A 25,442-nucleotide genomic window follows, 5' to 3' on the forward strand; every position below is an offset into this window, starting at 1 on the left:
CCCTTTTTTAGTTGACAATATATGAAAAAAGACATACAGATCAGTTACGAATATTTTAAAAATAGCAGTGAACTGAGTGATATCGAAAATAAATTATTTGAAAGAGCCAAAGAGGCTCGTGAGAACGCCTATGCCCCTTATTCTCAGTTTTTGGTAGGCTGTTCCGTGTTATTGGAAAACGGAGAAATCTATTCCGGAAACAATCAGGAAAATGCAGCCTACCCATCGGGACTCTGTGCAGAAAGAACGACTGTTTTTTGGGTAGCCGCTAATTTTCCAAATATGAAGATAAAAAAGATCTTCGTGGTAGGGGGTCCTAAAGAATTCCATGAGAAAAATCCACCGATTCCTCCTTGTGGAGCATGCCGTCAGAGTTTGATAGAGTATGAAACCAAACAGGACGAGGATATCGACCTTTATTTCTCAAGCATGAATGAGGAGGTGGTAAAAGTGCATGCAGTGAAGGATCTGCTGCCTTTTTATTTTGATTCTACGTTTTTGTAAGACAAAGAAAGAGTAAAATGTAAAGAAATTTCTACACCATGTCAAGGTTTAAAACCTTGACATGGTGTAGATAGTAAAAAGCTTCACATTTCAGCATAAAAAAATCTGTTTCATACATTGAAACAGATTTTTTTATTACTCTTCAGATTCTACATCCTCATCGTCATCGTCTTCATATTGCTCCAGATAATAGCTAAAGCTGAAGTCTTCAACTTCTTCTTCAGCATCTTCAAGGGTAGTCAGCAGGTCTTCAAAAATCTCAAGCTGATCTACGGTCATATTTACGAATTCGAGGTGGAGTGGCATTTCCACATCCCCGGTAATGCTGTCAAAAAGCGCATCAAGATTATCACCAAAAGGTTCAGGAAGCTGAATTTTTTCCTTTAACTGGGTGTAAAAATCTTCATAGTCACCTATGTCTGTAAAATCGATATATACTGTCTTCATATAGAACTAAATTTCCAATTTTTATTGATTAAAAAAGTTTTGCATTTTTTGCAGAAATCCGTTTCTTCATTGGTGGGATTTTTGCCTTCTGCATCTCTCATAAAACACATTTTTTCAGGGCAATGGGGCAGCCCTTGTGTATGACCCAGCTCATGAATGGCTATTTTATAAAACTGCTCATCCTGGTTTTCTTTGCTTAGTCTGAATTTTGAAGCTACACAAGCTTTTCCCGGTCTAAAGCCCAATCCCATGATTCCAAAGTCTTTTATTTTTCCTCTGGTGGCACTGATGTCTTTTGAAGTCAGGCCAATCATCACAAAACCTTCTTTTGTTTTACTGTTTAAAAACTTAATGATAGAATCGGCCCGATACCGGTTTCTCTCTTTATAATAGGTATTTTCCGGAAAGTCTATGGCAGTCAGAACTTTTACATTTGGATATACTTTCTTTATACCTTCCGCTATTTTTTCTACACTTTCAGGTTGAATATCTTTAAACGGCTGAATGAGTATTGTTATGGCTGGTTTTTCTTCTTTTTTCTTTATTGCACTCTGTTTTTCTGAACATGAGAATGTCAGAAAGAAGATTACGATAAAGTAAAAGAGGCTATAATCTTTCAAAATTAAGATTTATAATAATTACAATGCAAATTATACATTGGTCATTGCGAGGAGTTATACGACGAAGCAATCTCAGAAAACATCCATAATATTTTCAACATCGCCTGTAAGGTCTTTCCAATCAGAATTTATACTATTAATTAAATCCAGTTTCTTTTGTCTGGAACCAGCTTTTATCTGTTTTTCTCTAAATATAGCATCACCTATTTCCTGAAAGGATTCCCAATACACAAGTATATACAAATTATATCTTGAAGTAAAACTTTGAGAATAATATGACTCCTTATGTTGTTGAACGCGTTTGGACAGATTTGAAGTAACTCCTGTATAAAGAGTTGTGTGATTTTTATTCGTCATAATGTAGACAAAACCTGCTTTCACTTCTTTATCTTTTTATTGAGATTGCTTCGTCACTTCGTTCCTCGCAATGACTACTATTTATTGTTTTTCAAAGCTTTTGTAATGGTTCTTAGTAAGATATACCTCGCCATTTTGAGTGTAGATGATACGGTCAGCATTTCTTCCTCCGCAATGATAGTTTACATCTGCTTCAAAATATTTTTCTCCATCCGGCAAACGCCCTTCTCTGTTTCCGAATTTATCTCCGCCAATCGCTTTTCCGGGAAGTATATCACACAGATTTCCCTGAGAAGGGTTCCAACCCATTTTTCTTGCTTCGTTTTTGGTGATATAATAATCCGGCAGCTTATGATTCTGTTTCACGTAACTGATTACTGTCTTTTCTTCTGTAAGCTGATCAATAGAAACTTGAGCAGAAGAATTTCCGGCACTGTACTGGCTTTCCGAAGAGGTGCTTCCATATTGTACCGTTTCTTTTTTTACAGAATCTGACTGATCTTTTTTATCTGCAATAAAATTTTTGTAAATATACATTGCAGACATTCCGAAAAGAAGTCCCAGGCATATAAAAAATACAGATCTTATTTTACTGTTCATAACAATGGTTGTATTAATATGACTATTTTTCAATCCTGCAATGCATCAATTTTTGTTACATAATTACATTGCTGAATGGGTATATTTTACGATGTTCTCCACTCTTCAGGAATATCACAAACCGGAATAGGATCTATTTTATGCTTCGCTGCTTTATGCATTCTGTCGAAGATTTGGAACACTTCCTTATCTCTTCCTTCATAGTCATCAGCTGTTTTCGTTCCGTATTCTTTCTGGATTTTTTCCAGTTCCGGATAAGTAGCGCCAATCTGTTGTTCGTCTGTTCTGTCTACATCCCAGAGTCCATCAGTAGGAATAGCTTCCTGAATACTTTTAATAAGGTTTAACCCTTTAGCAAGTTCATATACTTCGGTTTTATAAAGGTCTGCAATTGGAGAGACATCTACTCCGCCATCTCCATATTTTGTATAAAATCCGATTCCGAAATCTTCCACTTTATTTCCGGTTCCGCATACCAAAAGTCCGTTCAACTGTCCGTAATAATAGAGCGTAAGCATTCTCAGGCGGGATCTTGTGTTAGCAAAAGCCAGCTTCTCATTAGGATACAAATCATCTTTTACATCAAATATTTTGTACAATTCCTCAAACGCAGGGGTCAGGTCAACAGACATTATTTCTACATTCGAAAATCTGGATTTAAGGTCATTCATATGATCCTGTGCACGATCTACCTGATCTATTTTCTGGCGGATCGGCATTTCGATCAGTAATGTTTTAAGCCCGGTCATCGCTGCCAGTGTAGAAACCACTCCTGAATCTACTCCTCCGGAAACTCCGATTACATATCCATTTACTCTTGCTTTTGTTGCATAATCTTTTAACCAGCTTACAATATGATCTATCACTTTTTGTGTCTGCATCGTTTATATTTTTTAGTTTATTCCAAATTCCTGAGGGTATTTCACCACTCCTTTTTTATTTTTTAATCTGTCTTTTACCAATTCTAAAGCCATTCCGTTTTCTTCCGGAATATCGAATGGAAAAGAAATCCCAAAATTACTTGTTTTTTTGTAATCAAAGCGCGGATAATATTTTTTCATGTCCAATCAATATTACAGATTCGTATCCTAATTCTTTCGCGATATGATCGCCCTGAAGAATCAATTTCGCTCCGATTCCCTAAAGGCTTATTTTGCAAGCTGAAAGACCTGTGGATGGTCTTTCTTTTCTTCCTGCCGTATTGTTATCATCTTTTTATATATTTTTCGCGCTTCAGTTCATACCAGAAACACATTCCGTCCGGTTCTTCAAATTCACCGGTTTTTTCAAAGCCTAATTTTCTTAAAATATGATTGGAAACCTCATGTTCAGAATGGGCATAGGCATAAATAACCTCTGCATTCAGGTCATTAAAACCGTAATCCAGGGAAGCAATTCCTGCTTCCACAGCATATCCTTTCCCCCATGATTCGGGAAGAAAACGATATCCCAGTTCCAATACATTTTTGTAGCCATTGACAGGTTTTGTCAGTAATTTTAATCCACTCCATCCTATCAGCAGCCCGCTTTCTTTTTCTACAACGCCCAATCTTCCCACTCCATTTTCCTCATATTGTTTCTGAATTGTATTAATGACATTTCTTGACTCAATAATATCTGTCAAAACAGGTACACCAATATATTTCATTACCTCAGGATCGGAATCCAAAAGAAAAATACGTTCTACATCTGTCTCTTCAAGTTTTCTTAAAATAAGTCGTTTGGTTTCTATTTTCATACTCATTAGTTTTATTCTCCAGCTCCAAAAATGGTGACATCCGTTTTTGTTCCTTTCTTAATGTCTCCTTCCTTTATTTTATTCCCGGTTACATTCAACGTTTGTAAGAACTGATTCCCGGAAATATCAATTTTTTGAAGCTTATTGTGCTCTACATTCAGTTTTCTTAATGCTTTAAACTGAGTCAGGTCAATTGTTTTTAGTTGATTTAAAGATAATGTTAATTGATCAATTTTCGGAATTCCTGTCAGCGAAATACCTTCCAACAGATTATTATCCAGGTATAATGAACTTAAATTCTTCAGGTTTTCTGCTTTGAATGAAGAGATTTTACATCCTGTACACGAAAACAATTCCAGTTGGTCCAGGTTACTTATCACCATATTGGAGATCACATTATTATCCAGGACAATCATTTTTACATTTTTAAAAAAGTGCAGATCTTCCGTGGAAGTAATTCCCTTTTGAACAAGGAACAGATTGGTAATCATAGCAGCTTCCGGAGATTCCAGTATTCCGTTTTTATTCAGATCAAAATTTTCAAGAATTGCCTTTTCAAAGTTTTTATCTTTAAACTCAAGCTTTTGACCATAGCAAAAAGAAAGTCCCGAAATAAGGCAAAAGGCTGTAAATATTTTAATTTTCATCATGAATTGTGTATTAAATCCTTATTTTTGTAAACTTAAATTCCATGTAAAAATAATGAAGATTTTTAGATATATTGCGCTTTCTTCTGTTTTAGCTGCCGGGCTTGTTTCCTGCAAAAAAGAAACTGAAAATCAATGGAAGGTAGAAGTCAAAGAAACTGCCGAAAAAGTTGACATCACTGATATTTCCAAAGAATTTTACAATCCGGCTGTTCCGTTGGATCAGTTTAAAGCTAAATTTCCATGGTTTCAAGGAAGTGTTTCTGATGCCGATTTTGGAAAGAGAAGAACTGATGCTGAAGAGATAAAAATCTACAAGGAGGCTATCGGAAAAATAGATCAGACTCAACTGCAAAAGGAACTTCAGAGTTTATTTTCACATATTAAATATTACTTCCCACAGTTTAAAAGTCCAAAGGTATATCTGTTTTCATCTGCCCTACAGATGGTTCAGGATCCTATTTTTTATGATCAGAAAGGAAATCTGGTATTTATAGATGTTACCGGTTTTATGGGAGACGGCAATGCTAATTATAAAGGATTGGAACTGTATTTCCAAAAATCGATGAACCCGCAGAATATTGTTCCGAAGGTGTCACAGCTTTTTGCAGAAAACATCGTAACAGAGTCTCCTGATCATCAGAAATTTATTGACCAGATCATTCTGAATGGAAAAGTAATGATTCTCCAGGATGCTTTTCTTCCTGATTTCCCGGATTATCTGAAAATGAATTATACTAAGAAGCAGTATGAATGGGCAACGAGCAATGAAGCGAATATCTGGAATTATTTTGTAGAAAGCAACCTGATCTTCGGAGATGATCCAAGACTTGGAGAGCGTTTTATCTCGCCGGGACCTTTCTCGAAATTTTATACGGAGATCGACAACGAATCTTCACCGCAAATCGGAATTTTTACAGGATGGCAGATCTGTAAAGCATACCTTAAGGAAAAACCTGAAACGAAGTTAACAGCTTTCCTGAAAATGGATGCAACCACCATTTTTAATCAATCCGGTTACAAACCGAAACTTAAATAATAGAAAATTTAGAATTTAGAAAAAATAGAAAAATGAGAAAGACTCAGATTACGATAGATGTAGAGCTTGATGAAAATCATATCCCTGAAAGTATTATATGGAACGCTCAGGATGGAGGTGTTGAAAAACAGGAGACTAAAGCAACGATGATTTCTGTTTGGGATGAAAAAGCAATGGAGGCGCTAAGAATAGATCTTTGGACCAAAGAAATGCCTGTAGACCAAATGAAGATGTTTATCCATCAGATTTTAATCTCTTTAGGAAATACTTATCAGAGAGCAACAGGAGAAGAGGATGTAGCACAGTGGATAGAAGAAATTGCGGAAGAGTTTGCTGTGAAATCTGCTATTAAGTAAAAAAATATAATATGTGATATGCTGCAGGCAGTAAGCGGTAAGCTTTTTGTATTCAGCCTAGAGCAAATTTTAATAAAAAACAATGAGCTTAAGCAATACTTCCTATTGCTTAATGCTCAAAGCCTAAAGCAAAAAATTATGAATTTTAATACAAAAGTAATTCACGGAGGGCAGCACCATGAGTCTGCAACAGGTTCTGTAAATGTACCTGTATTTTTGACCTCTACGTTTGCACAGAAAAGCCCGGGTGTACATTCCGGATATGAATATTCAAGAGCTGCCAACCCTACAAGACAGGCATTGGAAGATTCTTTGGCAAGTATTGAAAACGGAGCGAGAGGTTTAGCCTTCGGTTCTGGTCTTGCAGCAATCGACTGTGTTTTGAAATTATTGAATCCTGGTGATGAAGTAATTGCTGTAGATGATCTTTACGGAGGTACTTACAGAATGTTTACAAGACTTTTCGAAAAATATCAGTTGAAATTTACTTTCGTCAATTTTGATGATGTTTCTAAAATAGCTGATGTTATCACTGATAAAACAAAACTGATCTGGGTAGAAACACCAACCAACCCATTGATGAAATTGGTAGATATCAAAGCAGTTGTAGAGATTGCTAAAGGAAAGGATATCTTAGTTGCGGTGGATAATACTTTTGCAACACCTTATATTCAGAGACCGATTGATTTGGGAGCTGACATCGTGATGCACTCTGCGACAAAATATTTGGGTGGACACTCTGATGTAATCGCAGGAGCTCTTATCGCTAAAGATGCTGAATTGGGAGAAAAGCTTCACTTTATTCAGTTTGCAAGCGGTGGTATTTTAGGTCCTCACGATTCTTACCTTGTATTGAGAGGGATTAAAACCTTGGCACTAAGAATGCAGAGACATTCTGACAATGGTCTTGCCGTAGCAAAATATCTTGAAACTCATCCTGCCGTAGATAAAGTAATCTACCCGGGATTAGAGTCTCACCCTCAATATGAATTGGCAAAATCTCAGATGAAAGAATCAGGAGGAATGGTGTCATTCACATTCAAATCTGGAAAGAAAGAAGATGCAATCAAATTCCTGGAGAAAGTGAGAGTATTCACACTAGCAGAATCTTTAGGAGGGGTAGAATCTCTGGCCAACCACCCTGCTTTGATGACTCATGCTTCAATCCCGGCAGAAAAACGTGCTGAATTGGGAATCACTGATGACCTTGTTCGTTTAAGCGTAGGTATTGAAGATGCAGAAGATCTTATTGCAGATCTTGAGAAAGCTTTTTCTTAAACATACAATACACTAAAATGAGAAGGGTTATCAAATCCTTCTCATTTTATTATAACCACCAAACACCTATGAAAGATACAAGAAAAGCAGTCATTTCTGACTTGCCTCAATTGGCTGAATTATTTGATCAGTACAGAATATTCTATCATAAAGAATCTGATATTCCTGCAGCGGCAACTTTTCTTCAGGAAAGGCTTGAAAATAAAGATTCCGAAATTTTTGTTGTGGAAGAGAATGGTGAACTGACAGGTTTTGTACAATTATACCCTATATTTTCGTCTACAAGAATGCAGCGCTACTGGCTGCTGAACGATCTCTATGTGAATGAAAACCACAGAGGAAAAGGCTATTCCAAAGAATTGATTGAGAAATCTAAAGAACACTGCCGATCTTCAAAAGCATGCGGTATTCTTTTAGAAACAGGAAAAAGCAATGATATTGGAAATCAACTTTATCCAGCTTGCGGGTTTGAGCTTTATGACTCTGTTAATTTTTACGAGTGGACTAATCATAAGTAATAAGTAATTTACAAATTACACTCACTAATCCGAAAACTCGTACCCCAAAACTACCCTTAAAAACAAAAAATAATATGACCGATTTTCAAAAATATATTCAGAGATATCTAGATCAGATTCCATCCGGAAACTGGTTGAATGAATTAAAAATTTCAGCAGATAGAACTATAGGAATCTATTCTAATCTTACAGAAGAGCAATCTACCTTTGCTTATGCAGAAGGAAAATGGACATTAAAAGGACTTTTACTCCATTTATCGGATACAGAAAGAGTTTTTCAATACAGAATACTAGCTTTTGCCAGAGGAGAAAAAAACAATCTTCCGGGATTTGATGAAAATGAATATGCTGACCAATCTTTCGCTGATCAAAGAACGCTTGAATCTTTGTTAGAAGAATACAAATTGGTGAGAAAATCTTCCCATATTTTACTGGAAACCCTTCAACCTTCCGCTTTACAAAATATTGGTACAGCCAATGGTCATGAAATTTCTGTAGAAACCATCGGGAAACTGATTGTAGGACACAATTACCATCACCTGAACATTATTGAGGAGAGGTATTTATCGAAGTTGGGATGGATGTAGGAAAATAAAAAGATGTTTAATTCCAAATGAGGCCACTAAAAAAATTAAAAATCACAGAAAGTATTCAATCTAAAAAATTAGTTTTTGAAGAAAGCTCATATGACAAGTTTGATACTATCTCAATCTATTTTGGATTTTCAGTATTAGCAGTGGCCACTCTGTTCTTTTTAAAAGATTTAACTTTTTCACTGAATAGCGGCTTAGAACAATTTATCCTTACCTGTTTACTGATCTTTAGCTTATATGTACTATACTGTAAATTTACAGAGAAACATTTAAAGCAAATTACATTTACTATTCACAAAGAAGAAGCCAAAAAGAGAATCCTTGAGTATGGAAAAAAACATCATTACAGAATTTCAAAGATTTCTGGGAATCTGATTTTTCTTAATGAACCTTGTGATATTTATAGTCCCGGAAAAGATTATGAACAGACAACCATTGTATTTTTTAAAGACAATACTATTCTTTATACTTTCATTAAAGAAGGATCAAGATCAAATTTTCCAGTATTATTTTCAAAATATCTAACCAAAATGGATTTCAAAAAAATACTTAGATCAGACTATATTGAACCTATTAAACGGACAACTTATTTTAATTCGTTTTTTCACGGATTATAATTTTTATGGGTTTACTGGCTTTACCTATATAAACACATTTGAGCCTCAATTTTTTTGCCTAAAATCCTTATATTTTCTACCTTTATCAACTCTTTGAATTCACTTACAATTATGGAACATATTATCGAAGTACTAAAATCCGGCGGAACCATCCTTTATCCTACAGATACCATCTGGGGAATTGGTTGTGACGCTACTAATATAGAAGCTGTTAATAAGATTTTTGACATCAAAAAGCGCGAAAAGAACAAATCCATGATCATTCTTGTAGAGTCTGAAAAAAGACTTCAGGATTTGGTGGATGTTCCCGAAATGGCTTGGGAAATCATTGATCTTAGCGAAAAACCGGTAACAATCGTTTATGAAAATCCAAAAGGTTTACCTAAAGAACTTCTTGCTGAAGATGGAAGTATTGGAATCCGTCTTGTAAAAAATGATTTTTGCAAAAAACTGATTACAAAACTGAACAAACCTTTGGTTTCTACCTCTGCCAACTTCAGTGGTGAAAAAAGCCCGTTGAAGTTTTCCGATATTTCTGAGGAGATGATCAGTCTTGTAGATTATGCAGTGGAAGAAGACAGAGAAAAAGTTTCAAAATACTCTGGTTCTTCTGTGATCAAAATATGGAGTGATAACAGAATAAAGGTTCTTAGGGAATAGAAATTTTGAACCTTTCTGTTTATTTTTTTAGAGTCTTGTCAGTTCATATCGGCAGGATTTCTTTTTTTTAATTCTATCTTTGCAAACTCAACTCATAAATTATTTGCTATGAATCATCAGGAATTTGCTCAAATATGGGTTAATGCATGGAATTCTCATGATTTAGAGGATATTCTCTCCCATTACTCAGATGATATTGAGATCACAACTCCCATGATTGCTATGGCTACAGGCGGTAAGGAAAGCTCTTTGAAAGGAAAAGCAGCAGTCCGTGAATATTGGAGGAAGGCGCTGGATAAATTTCCGGATCTTCATTTTGATTTGATTCATTCTACGGCAGGAGTAGATTCGGTAGCATTATTTTATAAGTCGATTATGGATAAACATGCTGTTGAAGTCATGTTTTTTAATGAAGACGGAAAAATTAGTAGAATGTATGCTCATTATGATTAATGGGTAACATTGGTAGAAATTGACACTATTATTAACGATGATAATTAATCTTAATCAAAATAAAAATTTAAAACTATTTAAAATAATTTCTGAAGCGGCAGAAAGGAATAATCAGTCTGTATATATTGTAGGCGGTTATGTGCGTGATCTTCTGATGAAAAGAAAAGCTTCTACAGATATAGATTTTGTAACGGAACAAAGCGGTATTGAACTTGCCCAGAATGTAGCTCAGGATATAGATCCTAAATTAAAGGTTTCCGTATTCAAAACGTATGGAACAGCCATGATCAAGTATAAAGAACTTGAACTTGAGTTTGTGGGAGCAAGAAAGGAAAGCTATACAGAAAACAGCCGCAAACCTGAAGTGGAAGGAGGAAGCCTGGAAGATGATCAGAAAAGAAGAGATTTCACCATCAATGCGATGGCTATTTCTTTAAATAAAGATAATTTCGGAGAAATGATTGATCCATTCAGTGGAATTGAAGATCTTGAAAAAGGAATTTTAAGAACGCCTTTAGAACCTGCACAGACCTACTCTGATGATCCGTTGAGGATGATGAGAGCGGTACGTTTTGCGTCCACTTTAAATTTAAAAATTGAGGAAAACTCTTTGAATGCTATTCAACAGGAAGCAGAAAGGATCAGTATTGTTTCTATGGAAAGAATCATGGTAGAATTCAACAAAATCATGCTTTCTGAAAAACCTTCTGTGGGACTAAAATTAATGGAACAAACAGGTCTTATGAAGCTGATTATTCCTGAACTGATCGAACTGAAAGGTGTAGAAGAAGTGGAAGGACAGACTCATAAGGATAACTTTTACCATACCTTAGAAGTCGTGGATAATATTTCTGTGAATACAGATAACCTTTGGCTTCGTTGGTCTGCCCTGCTCCATGATATTGGAAAAGCTCCTACGAAAAAGTATGTAGAAGGCACAGGATGGACATTTCACGGACATGAATTTTTGGGCTCAAAAATGGTAAAGGCACTTTTCCAAAGATTAAAACTGCCATTGGGAAGTGATATGAAATATGTTCAGAAGATGGTAAAGCTTTCATCAAGACCAATTGCTTTAATCACTGATGATGCTTCAGATGCTGCGCTGAGAAGACTTTTATTTGATGCCGGAGAAAACCTTGAAGACCTTTTCACACTTTGCAAAGCAGATATTACTACTAAAAACTCTAAAAAACAGGAGAAATTCAAAAGAAACTTTGAATATGTAGCGGTTAAGATCAAAGAAGTGGAAGAAAAGGATCAGGTGAGGAATTTCCAGCCACCGATTACCGGGGAAGAGATCATGGAAATGTTTAATCTTAAGCCAGGACGTGAAATTGGTATCTTGAAAGAGAAAGTAAAAGAAGCTATTCTTGAAGGGGAAATTCCTAATGAAAAAGAAGAAGCGACAAAGTTTGTCATTGCTGAAGCAGAGAAACTGGGATTAACAATCTAATTCAATCTATAGATAATATAAAAAGCCCGGCGGGATGTTCCATCCCGCCGGGCTTTTTTGTTCCAGTATAAAAACAAAGCCGGCCGGTTTCAAAGAAACCGACCGGAAAAAAACACAAATGATGAAAAAATAAAAAATTATATTTTTATATGCTGTGAAGCATTATTGATTCAAAACAGTACCGTTAGCACCCAGACCTCCTGTCGTAACAGACATGATCTTGCTCCCTGTAGCTGCTGAATACACAACCATTTCACTATTTTCTGTGAACTTCTTAACATCTGATGCAAAGATTCTTCCATCAATAACGTTAAATCCATAAAGAGTATAATACTGACCACCATCAGCAGCTGTTAATAATGGAGTTGTAGGAATTGTTGGAGCAGCTAAGCTTGTTGTATACACTTTATTTGCTGAACTGAAATAGATTTTATCGTTATCAATCTGAAGGTTGGTAGCGTTTGGAATTCCTGTCAGCGTAATTACTGGTGTCATTGTACCCGTACTTGTAATCTTATAGATATAAGAATCTGCAGCCGTTGAAGAAATTGTGTACACATTAGAGTTATACGAAACGGTGTTATTAACACTACCATTCGGTACGGTAATTTCAGTTTTACTATCATTGGAAGTATTGATATAAGTAATCTTATTCCCATACCCAGATGAAGCATTCTGTATGAAAACATTTCCTCCTGCTTCTACTGCTTTATCAGAAACTTCAGTCATGCTGATTTTACTTACAAATGAAAGGTCAGAAATTTTATATTTCGTTACACTTTTAGTATTTGCAGTGAAATTCGTGTTGGAAACATAAATAAATCCATTAGCAAAAGTAATCCCTCTTGGGTTATCAATCTGATCCGTAATTACTCCTACTCTTTTAAATGTATAACGATCAACAACAACAATTTTGTTAGAATTATTGATTACAAGATACGCCTTATTTCCATTAAGACCGATGGTCTGAAGTACATCACCCAAAATATCTTTATTGTTGTTATACCCATACACATCGTCTTGCTTCAGGCTTAGGTCTCTTGTCAGGAAAGTTACTTTAGCCCCCTGGCTGTTGAAGTTCCCTTCATTAGAGATAAAATATCCGTTCTGATATGTGATCGGGGACATTTCAAACTCTGCAGAATCACTTGAACATGAAGAAATGTTAAACAATAACACTACTGCAAATAATACAGTTAAAAGTTTAGTTATTTTCATAATTTATTCAATTTTAATTTTTAAAAATTTATTGCGGCATACACACTATAATTTCTTTTGGGTAAAGGATAAAAAGAAGCTGTTTTATAGTAGGTATCCGTTAGATTATTCACTTTGAACCCTAAGGTATATTTTTTTGCTAATGTTGCAGAAACTCCCACGTTCAAAAGAAAATAAGGATCAATAGCATCTGATCTCTTTTCATCACTGGTCGTATAGGTAACACCATTCAGCAGTCCCTGTGCGAAAAACTTAAAGAAGCCATATTCATAATCTATATTGGCAGTTCCCCTGTGCATAGGAACATAAGGTCTCTGCATGTTTGTTTCTTTATCGATAGATTTTGCGTAATAATATCCTGCATTGGCTCGGATCTTATGATTGCCCAACTGTTTACTGAAAGACAGCTGAGATTCTAATCCGTAAGATTCAGATTTATTGACATTAAATGCCTGCCAATATCCCAATGCTGTAGGCAGCCATACAATAAGATCCGTCACATTCATATAATAAGGAGACAAAGTAAGCCTGAAATCTCCCGCTTTGAACTCATTCGTCATATCCACCTGAGTAGAAGTTTCCGGCCTCAGATCTTTATTTCCTCCCGGTTCATAATAAATATCATTAAATGAAGGATATCTGAAATTCTTTGACACATTAATGCTCACATCATACCATTTTGCAGCGCTCCATTTTCCGGAGAATGAATACAAAAACGGTGACTTTACATCTTCCACGAAGTCTTTCTTAAATCCACCCTCAAAACGAAGGTCTTTCGTTGCAAAATATCTCAACAATCCGGAAACAGAACCAATATTTCTACTGACGCTGGATATTCCGCTCTGATACCCTTCCCCTTTATTGACCTGAAATTCCCCAATAAGGTTAAAATTCCATTTTGAATTCAGGAAATAATTAAAATCATTTTTAAAGATATAATTTTTCCCTGTTCCACCACTTGATTTAGGAAGATTTAGCGAACCGAAATACTGAAAGTTCTCTTCTGTATAAGCCGCTTTCAAGGAGTTACTGAACTTTGTTTTGTTCCAATCCCACGAAAGAAGACTTCTTACACTTTGGGTCTTATATTTTGTTTTGGTTCCCGTTTCTTCATATACAGGAAAATGCTGTGAAGAATCAAAAAACTGGCTCTGCCACGAAACTTTATGATCACTGTTGATCTTATAGGATGCTCCTACATTGAATGTCGTATTGTAATAACTTCCGTTTCTGTTGATATAATTCAGATCGCTTACCTTATAATCATTTTCGCTTACAGAATAATTTCCGGAAGCTTTAAAGCTGAACTTATCATTGCTGTAAGATCCTTTTACAAAATTATTATAGGTATTAAAAGAAGCTACTTCAGAAAATAATGAACCATGGAAACCTTTATTAAAATCAAGGGTATTATTCAGGTGTATACTTCCCCCGATCGCGCCACTTCCATATACTACACTTCCACCGCCGGCTTTTATACCAATCTGGTCATATCCGAACAAAGCAATATTATTGATATCCCCCTGTCCTAAAAAATTGGAGTTGATATTAATTCCGTTCCATACAAAAGCCGTCTGCTGAGCAGTAGTTCCTCTGAAAGATGGTGAAGAAACAGCACCACGCCCATTTTCTTTGATATAAACCTGCGACTGAAATCTCAGGAGTTCTGAAAGGTTACTGGAGTTTTTCTCGGCCTCTTCTGCCGAAATTGTTTTTACGGGATGAAAAAGTTTCACCCTATTCATCTGGTTGTCGAAGACATAAATAGTGTCAATGGTCTTCTCTTGTCCAAAAAGAAAACAGCCATAAGATGAAAAAAGCAGTACTAAAGATCTTTTTATATCCATACTCTTTTACTTTTCCTCCGAAAGCAATATGTTTTTTTTATTATAATGTTGGCAGGTCTCCTGACTTTCGCATTCTGCTCCTTCCCGTTTTTAGACAGTGGTTTTTTGCAGAAACTTTTGTTGCGATTTACAGTTGCGGGGACAGTCCGGGGGTTACACCCGATTCCCTTTTCATTCCAATATACTGGAAACCAAATTTCTTGCAAAGATAGCTTTTTATATGTATTCGCCAAAAACCGGACTTATGCTTAAAAAAACTTATCTCTCTGCTAATTAAATACAAAAAGAACAGCCGCTTTCAACATTGAAAACGGCCATTCATCCCACTACTTTTACTATTTATATATGTTTAATTTTTTATGAATTTATAGGCTTGTTTTTCTCCTTTCACTGAGTATTGTAGAATATAGTTTCCTTTTGGCAAGGATGAAACATTCAACTGCTCTTCTACAGTATTGAATGTTTTCACCCTTTGTCCAACCAAATTATATATTTCAGCTTTCTCTATTTTTCCTGTTCCTTTAAAATAAAGTGTATGAGTTACAGGATTAGGATAAATACCAATATTGTTTTTTTCTTTCATTGTATCATTTACTGATAAAAATTCAGAGGTATCCAGATAAAAAGCGACTATCTGACCGGAGGCATTAGTTCCCGTTCCCGCAATTTTCTTTCCGTCCTGTGAAATGGCCAGGGGAAGTCCCATTGTTACTCCATTCGTTGCAATTCCTAAGGATACTGCATAATCATTCAGATTGATCCTTCCGGTGGATGAAGTCCAGATAAAGCCTTCTCCCGACATTGGAGGCGCTCCAAATGCCCTGTAATATCCAATCACCGTTTTCCCGTCTGCCGAAATTCCCGTAGCTCCTCCTTTGAAATTGAAAGAAGCATTAGGATGTGTTATATAAGTAAGCCCGCTTGTGGCATTCCAGACATAGGGATTAGGATTAGCTGCTCCTATGATGGTATTTCCATCAGCAGAAATTCCTCCTGCCTCGCCTACATTATTTCCGTTATTATCTGTAATAAAACTCTCTACTCCATCCTGCCATTTTGCACCGCTTCTGGTACCTGTCGGTTCATCCTGCCAGCCCACAATCACCGTTCCTGCCGCATTGATTGCATTGGCTCTGGAGCTACGCCCGGAAACCATACTTCCCAAGTCTATCATTCCACCTGCTTCATCCCATTTCACAGCGTGTGCATTGGCTGCGGTAAGATATCCCAGACCTACAACTGTGCTTCCGTTGGTAGACATTCCCCAGGTGGAGCTTACGCTTCCGTCCCATCCGGTAGGAACAAGCCCACCTCTGTTTACCCATGTAGAAGAAGCTACATCATAAGTAGATATTTCATTGAACCCCGTTGCTGCATTGGTAACGGAAGACGATATTTTGGTTCCGTCATTCGAAACAACAGTTCTTCCTGCAGCCGGATATCCATTGGATATTGATCCTATCTGTATAAGTCCGCCGGCAGCATTCCATTTATAGATTCCTCCTGCACTGGTATGCATACTTACCACTCCATTATCTGAAACTGCGCCTACATTATAATTTCCCAAACCCATTACAGTAAGCTGTGCTTCTGCAAAACCAAATTTCAGGAAAAGACAAGCCGTCAATATTTTCATTGACATTCTGTAAAAATTTTTCATATTTTATTATATTTAGCGTTTCGAATTGGTGGAAACAATATTAATACAATATTCATCCTTTCAAAAGAATTTGACTTTCAGAATTCGTGAATTTAAAAAGAACTTAATTTTTAAAACTTTAATAACCAAATAGATACAAAACCCCATTTTGAATATGGATTTTACCAGAACTATTCAAAAAAACACAAAAAACAAATTATCAAGACAAAAATTATTTCAAAATAGTAGAAAAATAATACTGTTTATTTCTATTTGCTGCTCGCTTATTACCAATGGGCAATCCGGTCCGGACTTTACGATTCTCGCTGATAAGGCATTTCTGAAGCTCTATCAGAATTCTGACGAATGCATCAGCTATACCCAGGGAATTCTTGTCAGTGACCAGAATACCGAACATAAAATGGTACTTCAAAACATCATTTCCCAAGCGTTTGCGATGAAAGGTGACTATGTACAGTCTGTGAATATTTTTGCTCAACATGAAGATACTGATCAAAAAACAGGACTTTCTTATTTCATGCAGGTCTTCAATGATTATAATCTTGCGGATCAATACCAAAATCTGGGCTTGTATAATCAGTCCAAAAGAATTATTACCCATCTTTTATCTGATCAAAAGCTTCTTAAAAGCAATGATCCTGCTCTGAAAATTACCACGGCAAAACTGTACCAGCTTCAGGCTTTGAACTCAGGAATCAACAGAGATTATCCTACAGCATTACAAAATCTGGATAAAAGCAATCACTATCTGAGTGATCGTAATGAAGAAAATGCAATTATAAAAATGGAAAACAGGATTTTCCGGGCTTCTTATCTGTTGAAACAAAATAAACTGATCGAGTATAAAACACTTATAGAAAGTATCATTTCTAATCTTGAACATCAGGAAAACAAACCTTTTCTGCTAGGTCTGGCCTATGAGAATCTTTCCCAATATTATTTTCTGAAACAGGATTATACAACCTCTATTGAAAAACTGGAAGCCGGGCTTTTATTGATTGAAAACCTACCTTTTAACAATTTAAAGATTAAAATTTATGAATCTCTATCCCGTAACTATTACGCGGTTCATAATGATGCAAAATACCATCAATACAATAAACTTCACAATGATTTAAAAGCAAAAACAGATTCAAGTTCGAAAGAAGGAATACGATATCTTGTGAAACTTGTTGAAACCAATCAAAATAAAAATATTGAATTCCAAAAGCATATGCTTACCAGATCTTCCTGGTCTTTGGCTCTCGTTTTATCATTGATTGTCGTAGGGCTGTTTATTTATTTTCTAATCATTAAAAGCAAAAATAAAGACTTAAAAAAACAGTTTGACTTTTTTGAAAAACAGATCAGTCAGAAACCTCAACCGGTCATCTTAAACAAAACGAATGCACCAGCAAAAGATTCCGGCTCAACGAAAATATCCAGAGAAAAGGAAGATGAAATTCTCCAAAAACTTGAGGAATTTGAAAAATCTGACCGCTATCTGAATAAAAACATGTCCCTTTCTCTGCTTTCCTCTCAAATGGAGGTCAATACAAAATACCTTTCGGAAGTCATCAACAATAAAGAGAAAAATTTTAACGGATACATCAACAAACTCAGGATCAATCACATTGTACAGCTATTAAGAGAGGATTCTACTTTTCTTAATTATAAAGTAAGCTACCTTGCAGAATATTCCGGTTTTTCGTCACACAGTGCGTTTACAACCGTTTTCAAATCTGTTACCGGAATGTCCCCTAATGTCTATATTCAGGAAATCAGTAAAACTAAAGCCGTATGAAACCATTTTTAAAGATATTTCCACTATGCTTCTTATTCCTTTGTGTTTTCACTAAAGCTCAAAAGACACCGGATAGTGTCTTAATAAAAAGAGCTAAACTTGAAATTTACGACAACCCTGACAACGCGATTAAAATCGGAGAACAGTTGTTAAAAAAGTCTCATGATGTGAAAACTTCCATCAATCTTTACATGCTTCTTTCCACCGCCAATATTGCTAAAAGAAACTTTGAGAAATCATTAAAATATATTTTGAAAGCGAAGGAACTTTCTCAGAAAACCAATGATCCCAGGAACCAGGCGGGAGTTCTTATTTCAGTGGCTATACAGTATCAGCAAATGGAACTTTTCAGCAAATGCCTTGAAACACTGAATGAAGCGGATCAATATATCGCAAAAATACCTGAGAAAAATCCTGAAAAATATATTGAGACTGCTGCCAGCCATGCGATAAGAGGAATGGTGTATAAAAGCCAGTCTAATTCGGAAATTGCTTTGGAGAAATTTTTGATTTCGATACAAAATTATGATAATGTTCCCGTGAAGAAAACTACCTATTCCAATATGAGTGTGGTGTATTACAATATTGGGTACTGTTATCTTAATCTCAATCAAATTGACAAAGCACAGGAAGCTTTTTTGCAGTCTATCAACTATGCCCGAAAGAATCATGCAAAAAGTCTGGAAGCATTCGCCTTAAAAGGAATTGCTGAAATCCACAAACAAAAGCATGAAAACCAATCTGCCGTCAATCTTTTACTAAAAGCTGAAAACCTTTGTAAAAATACCGGAGACATCACCCTGAATGAAGGACTTTATAAGGAATTATCCGACAATTATCTGGCTATGGGACAGCAGAATCTCTATCAGCAGTATAATAAAAAGCATCTGGAAATGCGTTTTAAAAGAAAGCAGAATGAACTGAAATCCATTAACCAGGTAATCGATAATCATAATAAGGAAACCTCTTTAAAAAGTGAAAACCTAAAATCTTATTACCGTTACATTAAAATTGGTTCTGTGCTGTTGGGATGTATTCTTATTGGTGTTCTTTTATATTATATTCTAAAAATCAGAAAACAGAATAAGAAATTTCATAAAGAGATACAGCAAATGATCAGAACGTCATAAGCTATGAAAACAAAAAAGCATTCCTGAATGGAATGCTTTTTTTATCATGTATAAATTTCAATTTATCTACCAATAACTTCCGTAATCGGGTTTCCTACATTTCCACTTGGGAACTGAATTTTCAATAAAGAAGATACCGTAGGTGCAATATCTGTCATGTGATAAGCCTTGTTGCTTTCTCCCTGCTTCACCCCCCATCCCATAAAGATCAATGGAATATGAGAATCATAGGAGTTCCAAACGCTGTGTGTAGTTCCTGTTTTAGAATACGGAGGAAGCATAGAGTCATGAGAAATTAACTGAATATCTCCACTTCTCTGTCTGTTGATTCCGTTGATAATTCTTTGCTTGATCGGCTCCGGAATACTTGATTCCTGAACTTTATCCACTGAAACAGCATATAAAACGGTAGGATCTTTCTCCAGTTCTTTTACCGCAAAGTTTCTTACATCATCCAATTCAAGCTTGCTGTCTGCCAATACTTTTCTGTCAAAATAAATCTGATAGTTATCAATCGCATTGATCAATTTATCTGCCCCAAATTTATCTTTCAGTTTTTGGTTCAGGTTCTTTTCTGCATCTTCACCGAAGAAACCTGTCGTGATTTTATGTTCTTTAAGGAATCCTACAGAATGCGCTCCACCGTGGTCAGCAGAAAGAAAAACCGTATACTCTCCTTTTCCTACTTTTGAATCCAGATATTTAAAGAATTCTGCTAAATCCTGATCTAATCTGATATAAACATCTTCCACTTCAATAGAATTCGGACCAAATTTATGTCCTGCATAATCTGTAGAAGCAAGGTTAATCGCTAAAAAGTCTGTAATATTATCTCCACCCAGTTTTTCACCTTCTACAGAAGCTTCTGCCAACTTCAATGTCAGTGTATTTCCAAAAGGTGTATAACGGATATTATCTTTTTTCTTCTGATAATCCTGAGCTAAATTGCTGTAAGGGAAAGTAGGTGTTTTTGAGCTTCCCAACAGACCTTCCCAAGGAGAATTGTCAGGTGCACTTTCTGTATATTCGTTGATTGGAAGTAAGGTGTTCCAACCGTTGGCTACTAATTTTTCAGGAAGATTCTGAGAATTGAATGATTTTACCCATTGAGGAAGATCATTCATATACCATGTACTTGTGATGAAATTTCCTGTGCTGTCATCAAACCAGAAAGCTCCGTTTGGAGTGTGTCCTGCAGGAAGAATAGAAGCTCTGTCTTTCAAAGAAACTCCAATTACTTTCCCCTGGAAGTTGGTAGCCAGCCTCAATTCGTCAGTTACCGTAGTAGACCAAAGGTTTTTCGGAGAGTGGCTTCCGATTTTCACATTGGTAGTTCCTACCGGCTGAACGCTCTCATCCGCAGTACAGTAAACTCCTTTACCTGTTTCTTTATCTGTCCAGTCGTTTCCAGCAATCCCATGAATAGCCGGCACAGATCCTGTATAAATACATGTATGTCCCAAAGCGGTAATCGTAGGCACATAAGGAATATGTACATTATTCAAAGAATATCCTGTATTCAAAAGTCTTTTGAAACCATCGTTCCCATACTTACCATAAAAACGGTATAAATAGTCCCAACGCATCTGATCTACTACCAGACCTACAACTAATTTGGGTCTCTCAAGTTGGGTATTTCTGTTCTTCTGCGCATTGATTGTAACCACGGACAAAAAAGTAGCTGCCGCAATTGAAATGTTCCTAAGCATCCAAGTAAATTTTTATTGACAACAAATTTAAGGGTTTTGAAAGTTTTGGAGTGTGAAATTTTATTTAATTTTGATTATTGTACAATTCATCAATCAACCCTCTATGATTCTAGGCGTATACTGGTATTTCAAATTCCCAGATCATTTATATGATTTTCAGTTTTTCAAATTTTATCCGGGATATGGTGGGCATGCCGATAATCCAGCCGAGCTGGCAGCAAGAGTGCAGGTTGAAAATACAGATGATTTTATCCGAAAACTGGAAGAACTGAAAACAGATTTCAAAGAAACCTATTTACAGCTGAACATCGATGGAAATCAGCTGATCATCAAAATCGGAGACCATCTGCTTTTTGATTTTCATTTTCAGTTTGCCCTAGAAATTGAAGAACTGCTGATCTGTGAAAATGCTGTATTATTAGATTCCAGTGCTCCTTTTACCATTCAATCCAGCAAAACTTATGCACCGGAAAGAGAAGGATTCAAAACTATTGAACATCGTTTCATTCAAATGGTGGGTTCAGATTTTAAAAAGTACAATGCTGAAAATTTTTCAATTAGAATCGATTGTAACATGCCTTTACAGAATAAAAAAAGCTTTATTCATGACTTGACACAGCTATGTCCTGAAGAAAACCTCAATGTATTCTACTATACTGATTTCGATTTTGAAAATCATTCCAACCTGATGCTCTTTTTCACCAATGGCAGACAGAAGAAAGAAAGGATTCAAAAGGTGGATATTAATTCTTTTGGAACTAAAGTACGGCAGCTTGCCCAGAAATACCCTCTTCATTTCGGTCATTTCGGAAGTTTCAAACAGTACCCTTTACATGGTCCTCATATAGAGCTGATGGTAGATGAAGAATACATTATAAATAAAAAATAAAACCATTTTAATTCAAAAATATGATCAACTTCAAATATGTCATTCTTTATGTTGAAAATGTAGAACAGTCCATGAATTTTTATAAAAATACTTTTGGTACTGAAATAAAATTCATTACTCCGGAAAAAGATTACGGAGAATTATCTACTGGAGAAACCAGTCTTTCATTTGCTTCTGTAAGCCTTGCAGGGTCCAATATCAAAAAAGGCTTTTTAACCTCAAAAGCTGAAGACAAACCTTTTGGAATGGAACTGGGATTTGTAACTGATGATGTAGAAGCATTAGTTGAAAAAGCAATACAAAATGGAGCCGTTCTTTATGAAGATATTGCAGTAAAACCATGGGGACAAAAAACAGCTTATATCAAAGATCCGGACAATTATCTGGTAGAAATATGTACTGAAATTCAATAAGCTTAAAAATACTTGATGTGGAAATAAGAAAATTACAACAATTAGCTTCTAATCCAAGCTTAGACTGGGGACATAATGGGTATACGACAGACAGAATATATTCAGTTTCCTCCATTGAATTTGGAGGTTCTTTTGAATTTAGCTTAAAAGAAAAGGCCCTACCCTATACCAAAATCTGGGAAACCACTTCTGAAGACCTTGAAGAACTGAATATCATCATTGAAAAAGGAAATTCTTTTGGGGTTTTTATAAATGAGGAGCTGGCAGGCTGGATCATCTGTGAACACAGAACATGGAACAACAGTTTTTATATAGAAAACATTCTGATTGACGAGAAACAAAGGCGGCAGGGAATCGGAATTATGCTGATTAAAAATGCTATTAAAGAGGCCCGGAAATTAAACTGCAGAGTTATTGAACTCGAAACACAGAATACCAATTACCCTGCTATCCAGTTTTACAGAAGAATGGGATTCAATATTACCGGACTGAATACAAGACTATACAATAATGCAGAGGAAATCGCTTTTTTCATGACCTTAGATGTGGAATAGATACATTATAAAAAGGGATTATGATAAAATCTTTTACTCTCTGTTAATTAAAACACTTGTAGGTGTGCTAATTTTTCTATACATTAGTAATCAACAAATTAAAACATGATTACTATGAAAAATGTGAAAAAATTAAAGAGAAGCCAGCTTGTGCTGATCAGTGGTGGTGACACTCCCTATGCAATATGTGATATGGATGGCAATTGTCCGCCAACGATAGGTTCTTACTATTGCAGCGATGGTACCTGTTACAGAGTTTCCGGAGGTGGCGGTGGCAACCCAGGATGCAACGAACCAATGCATCTTTGCCAGGAATGGGAAACTGGATGTGGCTGCGTTTATATGTAAAATATTTTGTTAGATAAAATCTTGTGGGGGGCGGTTTTTACCGCTCTTTTTTATAGCCCGTTTCAAAGGAAAATATACTCATAGTTTCTGGTGATTTCATTTATATATAAATTATTAAATTGAAGATAATTTTCTAAACATGTCAGTTTCCTTTATTAAGCAACCTCGAGAACTGACCAATGGAGCTTAGGGAGGAGGTAAATAGAAGCTAGAGGTATAATAAGGGCAGGCGTAATCTATTAAATAACAAAAAGAAAACATGGAAACTAAAGTAATTAAATCTAGTAATAAAAAATTTTTGTTATCAATAATAGGATCTTTAATATTTATATTTTTAGGAGGATGGTTAGCAATTAACCCGGAAAAATTCGTATCCGCAATATTTAAAAATACATTTTTTATGCGTATTGCTGGTATTGCATCTTTATTATTTTTTGGTTTCGTATTACTTACAATAATTAAAAAAAGATTATCTGATAAAAATATGGGGATTATAATAAATGAATTAGGAATTATTGATAATTCTAGTTTTGCAAGTGTTGGCCTCATTAAATAGGAGGATATAATTTCGATAGAAAAGAGCAATGTATTATCGACAAATTTTTTGCTTATAAAGGTTAAGAATCCTGAGCATTACATTAATACTTCAACAGGTGTAAAATCAAAATTACTCAATGGAAATTATAAATCTTATGGTACTCCTATATCAATATCATCAAATTTTATAAGTTGTAGTTTTACTCAACTGGAAGACACTCTATTAAACAGTTTCGAAAAATACAAATTGAATAATTAATTGGGTAATATTCCAAATGTATGAACAAGAAATTAAAGTATTAAAAATCAATACTCTTCCGCTGGCATGAGCGTGTAACTTGTGTTCATGAATAAAACAACAAACCACTGCTTTTGCAGTGGTTTGTTGTTAATATAAACGAACTTCTTTCCAAAATAATACTAATATTTTATCACAATTTTTCCTGTTGCTCCTTTTTCAAGATGAGAAAAAGCAGATTTTACATCTTCAAATGGATATACACGATCTATGACAGGGTGTATTTGATGCGCTGCTAAAGCTTCATTCATATGGGTAAACATTTCTTTAGAACCCACTTCTATTCCCTGCAGTCTGATTTGTCTGGACATAATTTTTACGGTATTCAGTTCAGCACTTAATCCACCGATCAAGCCAATGACTGCGATGGTGCCGTCAAGGGCAATTACATCCATGGATCTGTTGATATTACTGCCTCCTACCACTTCTACAATATGGTTTACCCCTCTTCCACCGGTAATATCCATAACGTTTTTTTCCCACTCGGGGATTTGACGGTAATTAATAAGGTGATTAATTCCCATCTTTTTACCTAACTCCAGTTTCTCATCACTGCTTGATAATAAGATCACTTCAGCACCAGCCATCAGTGCAAATTGAGCAGAAAATAAAGAAACACCTCCTGTCCCCTGAATGAGTACTATAGTACCGGGTTTAAGATCTCCTTTTTCCATTACGCCATGCCATGCTGTCAATCCTGCGCAAGGTAACGTTGCTGCTTCCTCATCGCTTAAAAAATCCGGGACCTTAATGACTTCATTTTCATCAAACACGGCATATTCCTGCAACAGTCCGTCTGTTTTTGCACCGCCAAGAGAACCACCCGTCTTTTCATCAGTCAGATTTCCATCTATCCATTTGGGTAAAAATAATCCGGCAACGCGGTCATTTACGGCTAAAGTTGTGACTGCACTTCCTTTTTCGACAATAATTCCAACTCCATCAGAAACCGGTACCCTTCCTACCGGAGGTTTCCAGGAAGAATAGCCTGTTACCACCATCAGATCTCGGTAGTTAAGAGAATTGGCTTTCATTTTCACTAATACTTCATTGGGTAAAAGTTTTGGATAGGATTTATCAACCAGTTCAAGAGAAGATATACTGTACTCCTTATTTACCTGATATGCTTTCATTTTACTTATTTTAAAATTGTTACACTATAGAGAAAAACCG

The 25,442-nt window shown here is 35.7% G+C and carries 28 protein-coding genes, 1 pseudogene and 1 riboswitch; of the genes and pseudogenes, 16 read left to right on the plus strand and 13 right to left on the minus strand.

Features of this window, described 5'->3' with window-relative positions:
- The first annotated feature begins 21 nt into the window (after positions 1–21).
- A complete protein-coding gene (gene cdd / locus DBR39_RS14195; protein ID WP_109737919.1) occupies positions 22–504 on the plus strand; it encodes a cytidine deaminase in 483 nt (160 codons plus the stop codon).
- Positions 505–639: 135 nt separating this feature from the next.
- Here cdd and DBR39_RS14200 read toward each other — a convergent pair whose 3' ends face one another.
- The 8 genes from DBR39_RS14200 to DBR39_RS14235 all read right to left on the minus strand — a co-directional run bounded on the left by DBR39_RS14200 (position 640) and on the right by DBR39_RS14235 (position 4,916).
- Entirely contained in the window at positions 640–951 is a 312-nt protein-coding gene (locus tag DBR39_RS14200) for a barstar family protein (RefSeq protein ID WP_124534147.1), read from the minus strand.
- Complete coding sequence (locus DBR39_RS14205; RefSeq protein WP_228447839.1) at positions 948–1,571, minus strand: Zn-dependent protease; 624 nt, start codon at positions 1,569–1,571, stop codon at positions 948–950. The genes DBR39_RS14200 and DBR39_RS14205 overlap by 4 nt, the downstream gene beginning before the upstream one ends.
- 72 nt (positions 1,572–1,643) lie before the next feature.
- Positions 1,644–1,952: a GIY-YIG nuclease family protein gene (locus tag DBR39_RS14210; protein WP_124534149.1), complete on the minus strand. Its 309-nt coding sequence runs from the start codon at positions 1,950–1,952 to the stop codon at positions 1,644–1,646.
- A 57-nt stretch (positions 1,953–2,009) separates the two neighbouring features.
- Positions 2,010–2,528 carry a ribonuclease domain-containing protein gene (locus tag DBR39_RS14215; protein WP_228447840.1) on the minus strand — a complete coding sequence of 173 codons (519 nt, stop codon included), beginning with the start codon at positions 2,526–2,528 and terminating at the stop codon, positions 2,010–2,012.
- Positions 2,529–2,614: 86 nt separating this feature from the next.
- Positions 2,615–3,409 carry an NAD(+) synthase gene (nadE, locus tag DBR39_RS14220; RefSeq protein WP_124534151.1) on the minus strand — a complete coding sequence of 265 codons (795 nt, stop codon included), beginning with the start codon at positions 3,407–3,409 and terminating at the stop codon, positions 2,615–2,617.
- A gap of 12 nt (positions 3,410–3,421) precedes the next feature.
- A complete protein-coding gene (locus DBR39_RS14225) occupies positions 3,422–3,589 on the minus strand; it encodes a hypothetical protein (RefSeq protein WP_228447841.1) in 168 nt (55 codons plus the stop codon).
- 146 nt (positions 3,590–3,735) lie between these two features.
- Positions 3,736–4,266, minus strand: a complete 531-nt coding sequence (locus DBR39_RS14230; RefSeq protein ID WP_228447842.1) for a GNAT family N-acetyltransferase — start codon at positions 4,264–4,266, stop codon at positions 3,736–3,738.
- Positions 4,267–4,277: 11 nt separating this feature from the next.
- Entirely contained in the window at positions 4,278–4,916 is a 639-nt protein-coding gene (locus DBR39_RS14235; protein WP_124534155.1) for a leucine-rich repeat domain-containing protein, read from the minus strand.
- Positions 4,917–4,968: 52 nt separating this feature from the next.
- On the opposite strand from DBR39_RS14235, the gene DBR39_RS14240 reads away from it, so the two are divergent.
- The 8 genes from DBR39_RS14240 to DBR39_RS14275 all read left to right on the plus strand — a co-directional run bounded on the left by DBR39_RS14240 (position 4,969) and on the right by DBR39_RS14275 (position 11,883).
- The gene (locus DBR39_RS14240; RefSeq protein WP_185147187.1) at positions 4,969–5,952 is read left to right on the plus strand and encodes a gliding motility protein GldB; all 984 of its coding nucleotides are present in this window, start codon (positions 4,969–4,971) and stop codon (positions 5,950–5,952) included.
- 32 nt (positions 5,953–5,984) lie between these two features.
- Positions 5,985–6,308 (plus strand): gliding motility protein GldC, encoded by a 324-nt coding sequence (gene gldC / locus DBR39_RS14245; RefSeq protein WP_103233952.1) that lies wholly within the window; start codon positions 5,985–5,987, stop codon positions 6,306–6,308.
- A gap of 18 nt (positions 6,309–6,326) precedes the next feature.
- A complete protein-coding gene (locus DBR39_RS14250) occupies positions 6,327–7,586 on the plus strand; it encodes a cystathionine gamma-synthase (RefSeq protein WP_262697076.1) in 1,260 nt (419 codons plus the stop codon).
- A 68-nt stretch (positions 7,587–7,654) separates the two neighbouring features.
- Positions 7,655–8,104 (plus strand): GNAT family N-acetyltransferase, encoded by a 450-nt coding sequence (locus DBR39_RS14255; RefSeq protein WP_124534159.1) that lies wholly within the window; start codon positions 7,655–7,657, stop codon positions 8,102–8,104.
- A 74-nt stretch (positions 8,105–8,178) separates the two neighbouring features.
- Positions 8,179–8,691, plus strand: a complete 513-nt coding sequence (locus DBR39_RS14260; protein ID WP_124534161.1) for a DinB family protein — start codon at positions 8,179–8,181, stop codon at positions 8,689–8,691.
- Positions 8,692–9,425: 734 nt separating this feature from the next.
- On the plus strand, positions 9,426–9,974 hold the full coding sequence (locus tag DBR39_RS14265) for an L-threonylcarbamoyladenylate synthase (RefSeq protein ID WP_103234424.1): 549 nt from the start codon (positions 9,426–9,428) through the stop codon (positions 9,972–9,974).
- Positions 9,975–10,082: 108 nt separating this feature from the next.
- The gene (locus DBR39_RS14270) at positions 10,083–10,427 is read left to right on the plus strand and encodes a nuclear transport factor 2 family protein (protein WP_124534163.1); all 345 of its coding nucleotides are present in this window, start codon (positions 10,083–10,085) and stop codon (positions 10,425–10,427) included.
- 37 nt (positions 10,428–10,464) lie between these two features.
- Complete coding sequence (locus tag DBR39_RS14275) at positions 10,465–11,883, plus strand: CCA tRNA nucleotidyltransferase (RefSeq protein WP_124534165.1); 1,419 nt, start codon at positions 10,465–10,467, stop codon at positions 11,881–11,883.
- Between the two features lie 162 nt (positions 11,884–12,045).
- On the opposite strand, the gene DBR39_RS14280 is transcribed toward DBR39_RS14275, so the two are convergent.
- The 3 genes from DBR39_RS14280 to DBR39_RS14290 form a co-directional block, all read right to left on the minus strand.
- On the minus strand, positions 12,046–13,101 hold the full coding sequence (locus tag DBR39_RS14280) for a DUF5074 domain-containing protein (protein WP_124534167.1): 1,056 nt from the start codon (positions 13,099–13,101) through the stop codon (positions 12,046–12,048).
- 20 nt (positions 13,102–13,121) lie between these two features.
- Positions 13,122–14,948 (minus strand): TonB-dependent receptor plug domain-containing protein, encoded by a 1,827-nt coding sequence (locus tag DBR39_RS14285; RefSeq protein ID WP_124534169.1) that lies wholly within the window; start codon positions 14,946–14,948, stop codon positions 13,122–13,124.
- Between the two features lie 32 nt (positions 14,949–14,980).
- Positions 14,981–15,159, minus strand: a riboswitch (cobalamin riboswitch).
- 138 nt (positions 15,160–15,297) lie between these two features.
- Entirely contained in the window at positions 15,298–16,608 is a 1,311-nt protein-coding gene (locus tag DBR39_RS14290) for a T9SS type A sorting domain-containing protein (RefSeq protein WP_124534171.1), read from the minus strand.
- Positions 16,609–16,762: 154 nt separating this feature from the next.
- Between DBR39_RS14290 and DBR39_RS14295 the strand changes: the two genes are divergently transcribed.
- The gene (locus DBR39_RS14295; RefSeq protein WP_124534173.1) at positions 16,763–18,391 is read left to right on the plus strand and encodes a helix-turn-helix domain-containing protein; all 1,629 of its coding nucleotides are present in this window, start codon (positions 16,763–16,765) and stop codon (positions 18,389–18,391) included.
- On the plus strand, positions 18,388–19,521 hold the full coding sequence (locus DBR39_RS14300; protein WP_124534175.1) for a tetratricopeptide repeat protein: 1,134 nt from the start codon (positions 18,388–18,390) through the stop codon (positions 19,519–19,521). The genes DBR39_RS14295 and DBR39_RS14300 overlap by 4 nt, the downstream gene beginning before the upstream one ends.
- Before the next feature lie 62 nt (positions 19,522–19,583).
- On the opposite strand, the gene pafA is transcribed toward DBR39_RS14300, so the two are convergent.
- Complete coding sequence (gene pafA / locus DBR39_RS14305; RefSeq protein WP_124534177.1) at positions 19,584–21,230, minus strand: alkaline phosphatase PafA; 1,647 nt, start codon at positions 21,228–21,230, stop codon at positions 19,584–19,586.
- A 103-nt stretch (positions 21,231–21,333) separates the two neighbouring features.
- Here pafA and DBR39_RS14310 point away from each other — a divergent pair, with 103 nt between their 5' ends.
- From DBR39_RS14310 to DBR39_RS24555, 5 genes and pseudogenes are all read left to right on the plus strand, one after another.
- Positions 21,334–22,119 (plus strand): hypothetical protein, encoded by a 786-nt coding sequence (locus DBR39_RS14310; protein WP_124534179.1) that lies wholly within the window; start codon positions 21,334–21,336, stop codon positions 22,117–22,119.
- 20 nt (positions 22,120–22,139) lie between these two features.
- Positions 22,140–22,532, plus strand: coding sequence for a VOC family protein (locus DBR39_RS14315; protein WP_124534181.1), 393 nt, complete (start codon positions 22,140–22,142; stop codon positions 22,530–22,532).
- Between the two features lie 17 nt (positions 22,533–22,549).
- On the plus strand, positions 22,550–23,086 hold the full coding sequence (locus tag DBR39_RS14320) for a GNAT family N-acetyltransferase (RefSeq protein WP_124534183.1): 537 nt from the start codon (positions 22,550–22,552) through the stop codon (positions 23,084–23,086).
- Positions 23,087–23,200: 114 nt separating this feature from the next.
- Complete coding sequence (locus DBR39_RS14325; RefSeq protein WP_124534185.1) at positions 23,201–23,434, plus strand: hypothetical protein; 234 nt, start codon at positions 23,201–23,203, stop codon at positions 23,432–23,434.
- Positions 23,435–23,693: 259 nt separating this feature from the next.
- Positions 23,694–24,230, plus strand: a pseudogene (locus DBR39_RS24555) (STM3941 family protein).
- A 161-nt stretch (positions 24,231–24,391) separates the two neighbouring features.
- Here DBR39_RS24555 and DBR39_RS14335 read toward each other — a convergent pair.
- A complete protein-coding gene (locus tag DBR39_RS14335; protein WP_124534189.1) occupies positions 24,392–25,402 on the minus strand; it encodes a zinc-dependent alcohol dehydrogenase family protein in 1,011 nt (336 codons plus the stop codon).
- Between the last annotated feature and the right edge of the window lie 40 nt (positions 25,403–25,442).

The organism is Chryseobacterium sp. KBW03 (genome assembly GCF_003852415.1).
Classification (GTDB): Bacteria; Bacteroidota; Bacteroidia; order Flavobacteriales; family Weeksellaceae; genus Chryseobacterium; species Chryseobacterium viscerum.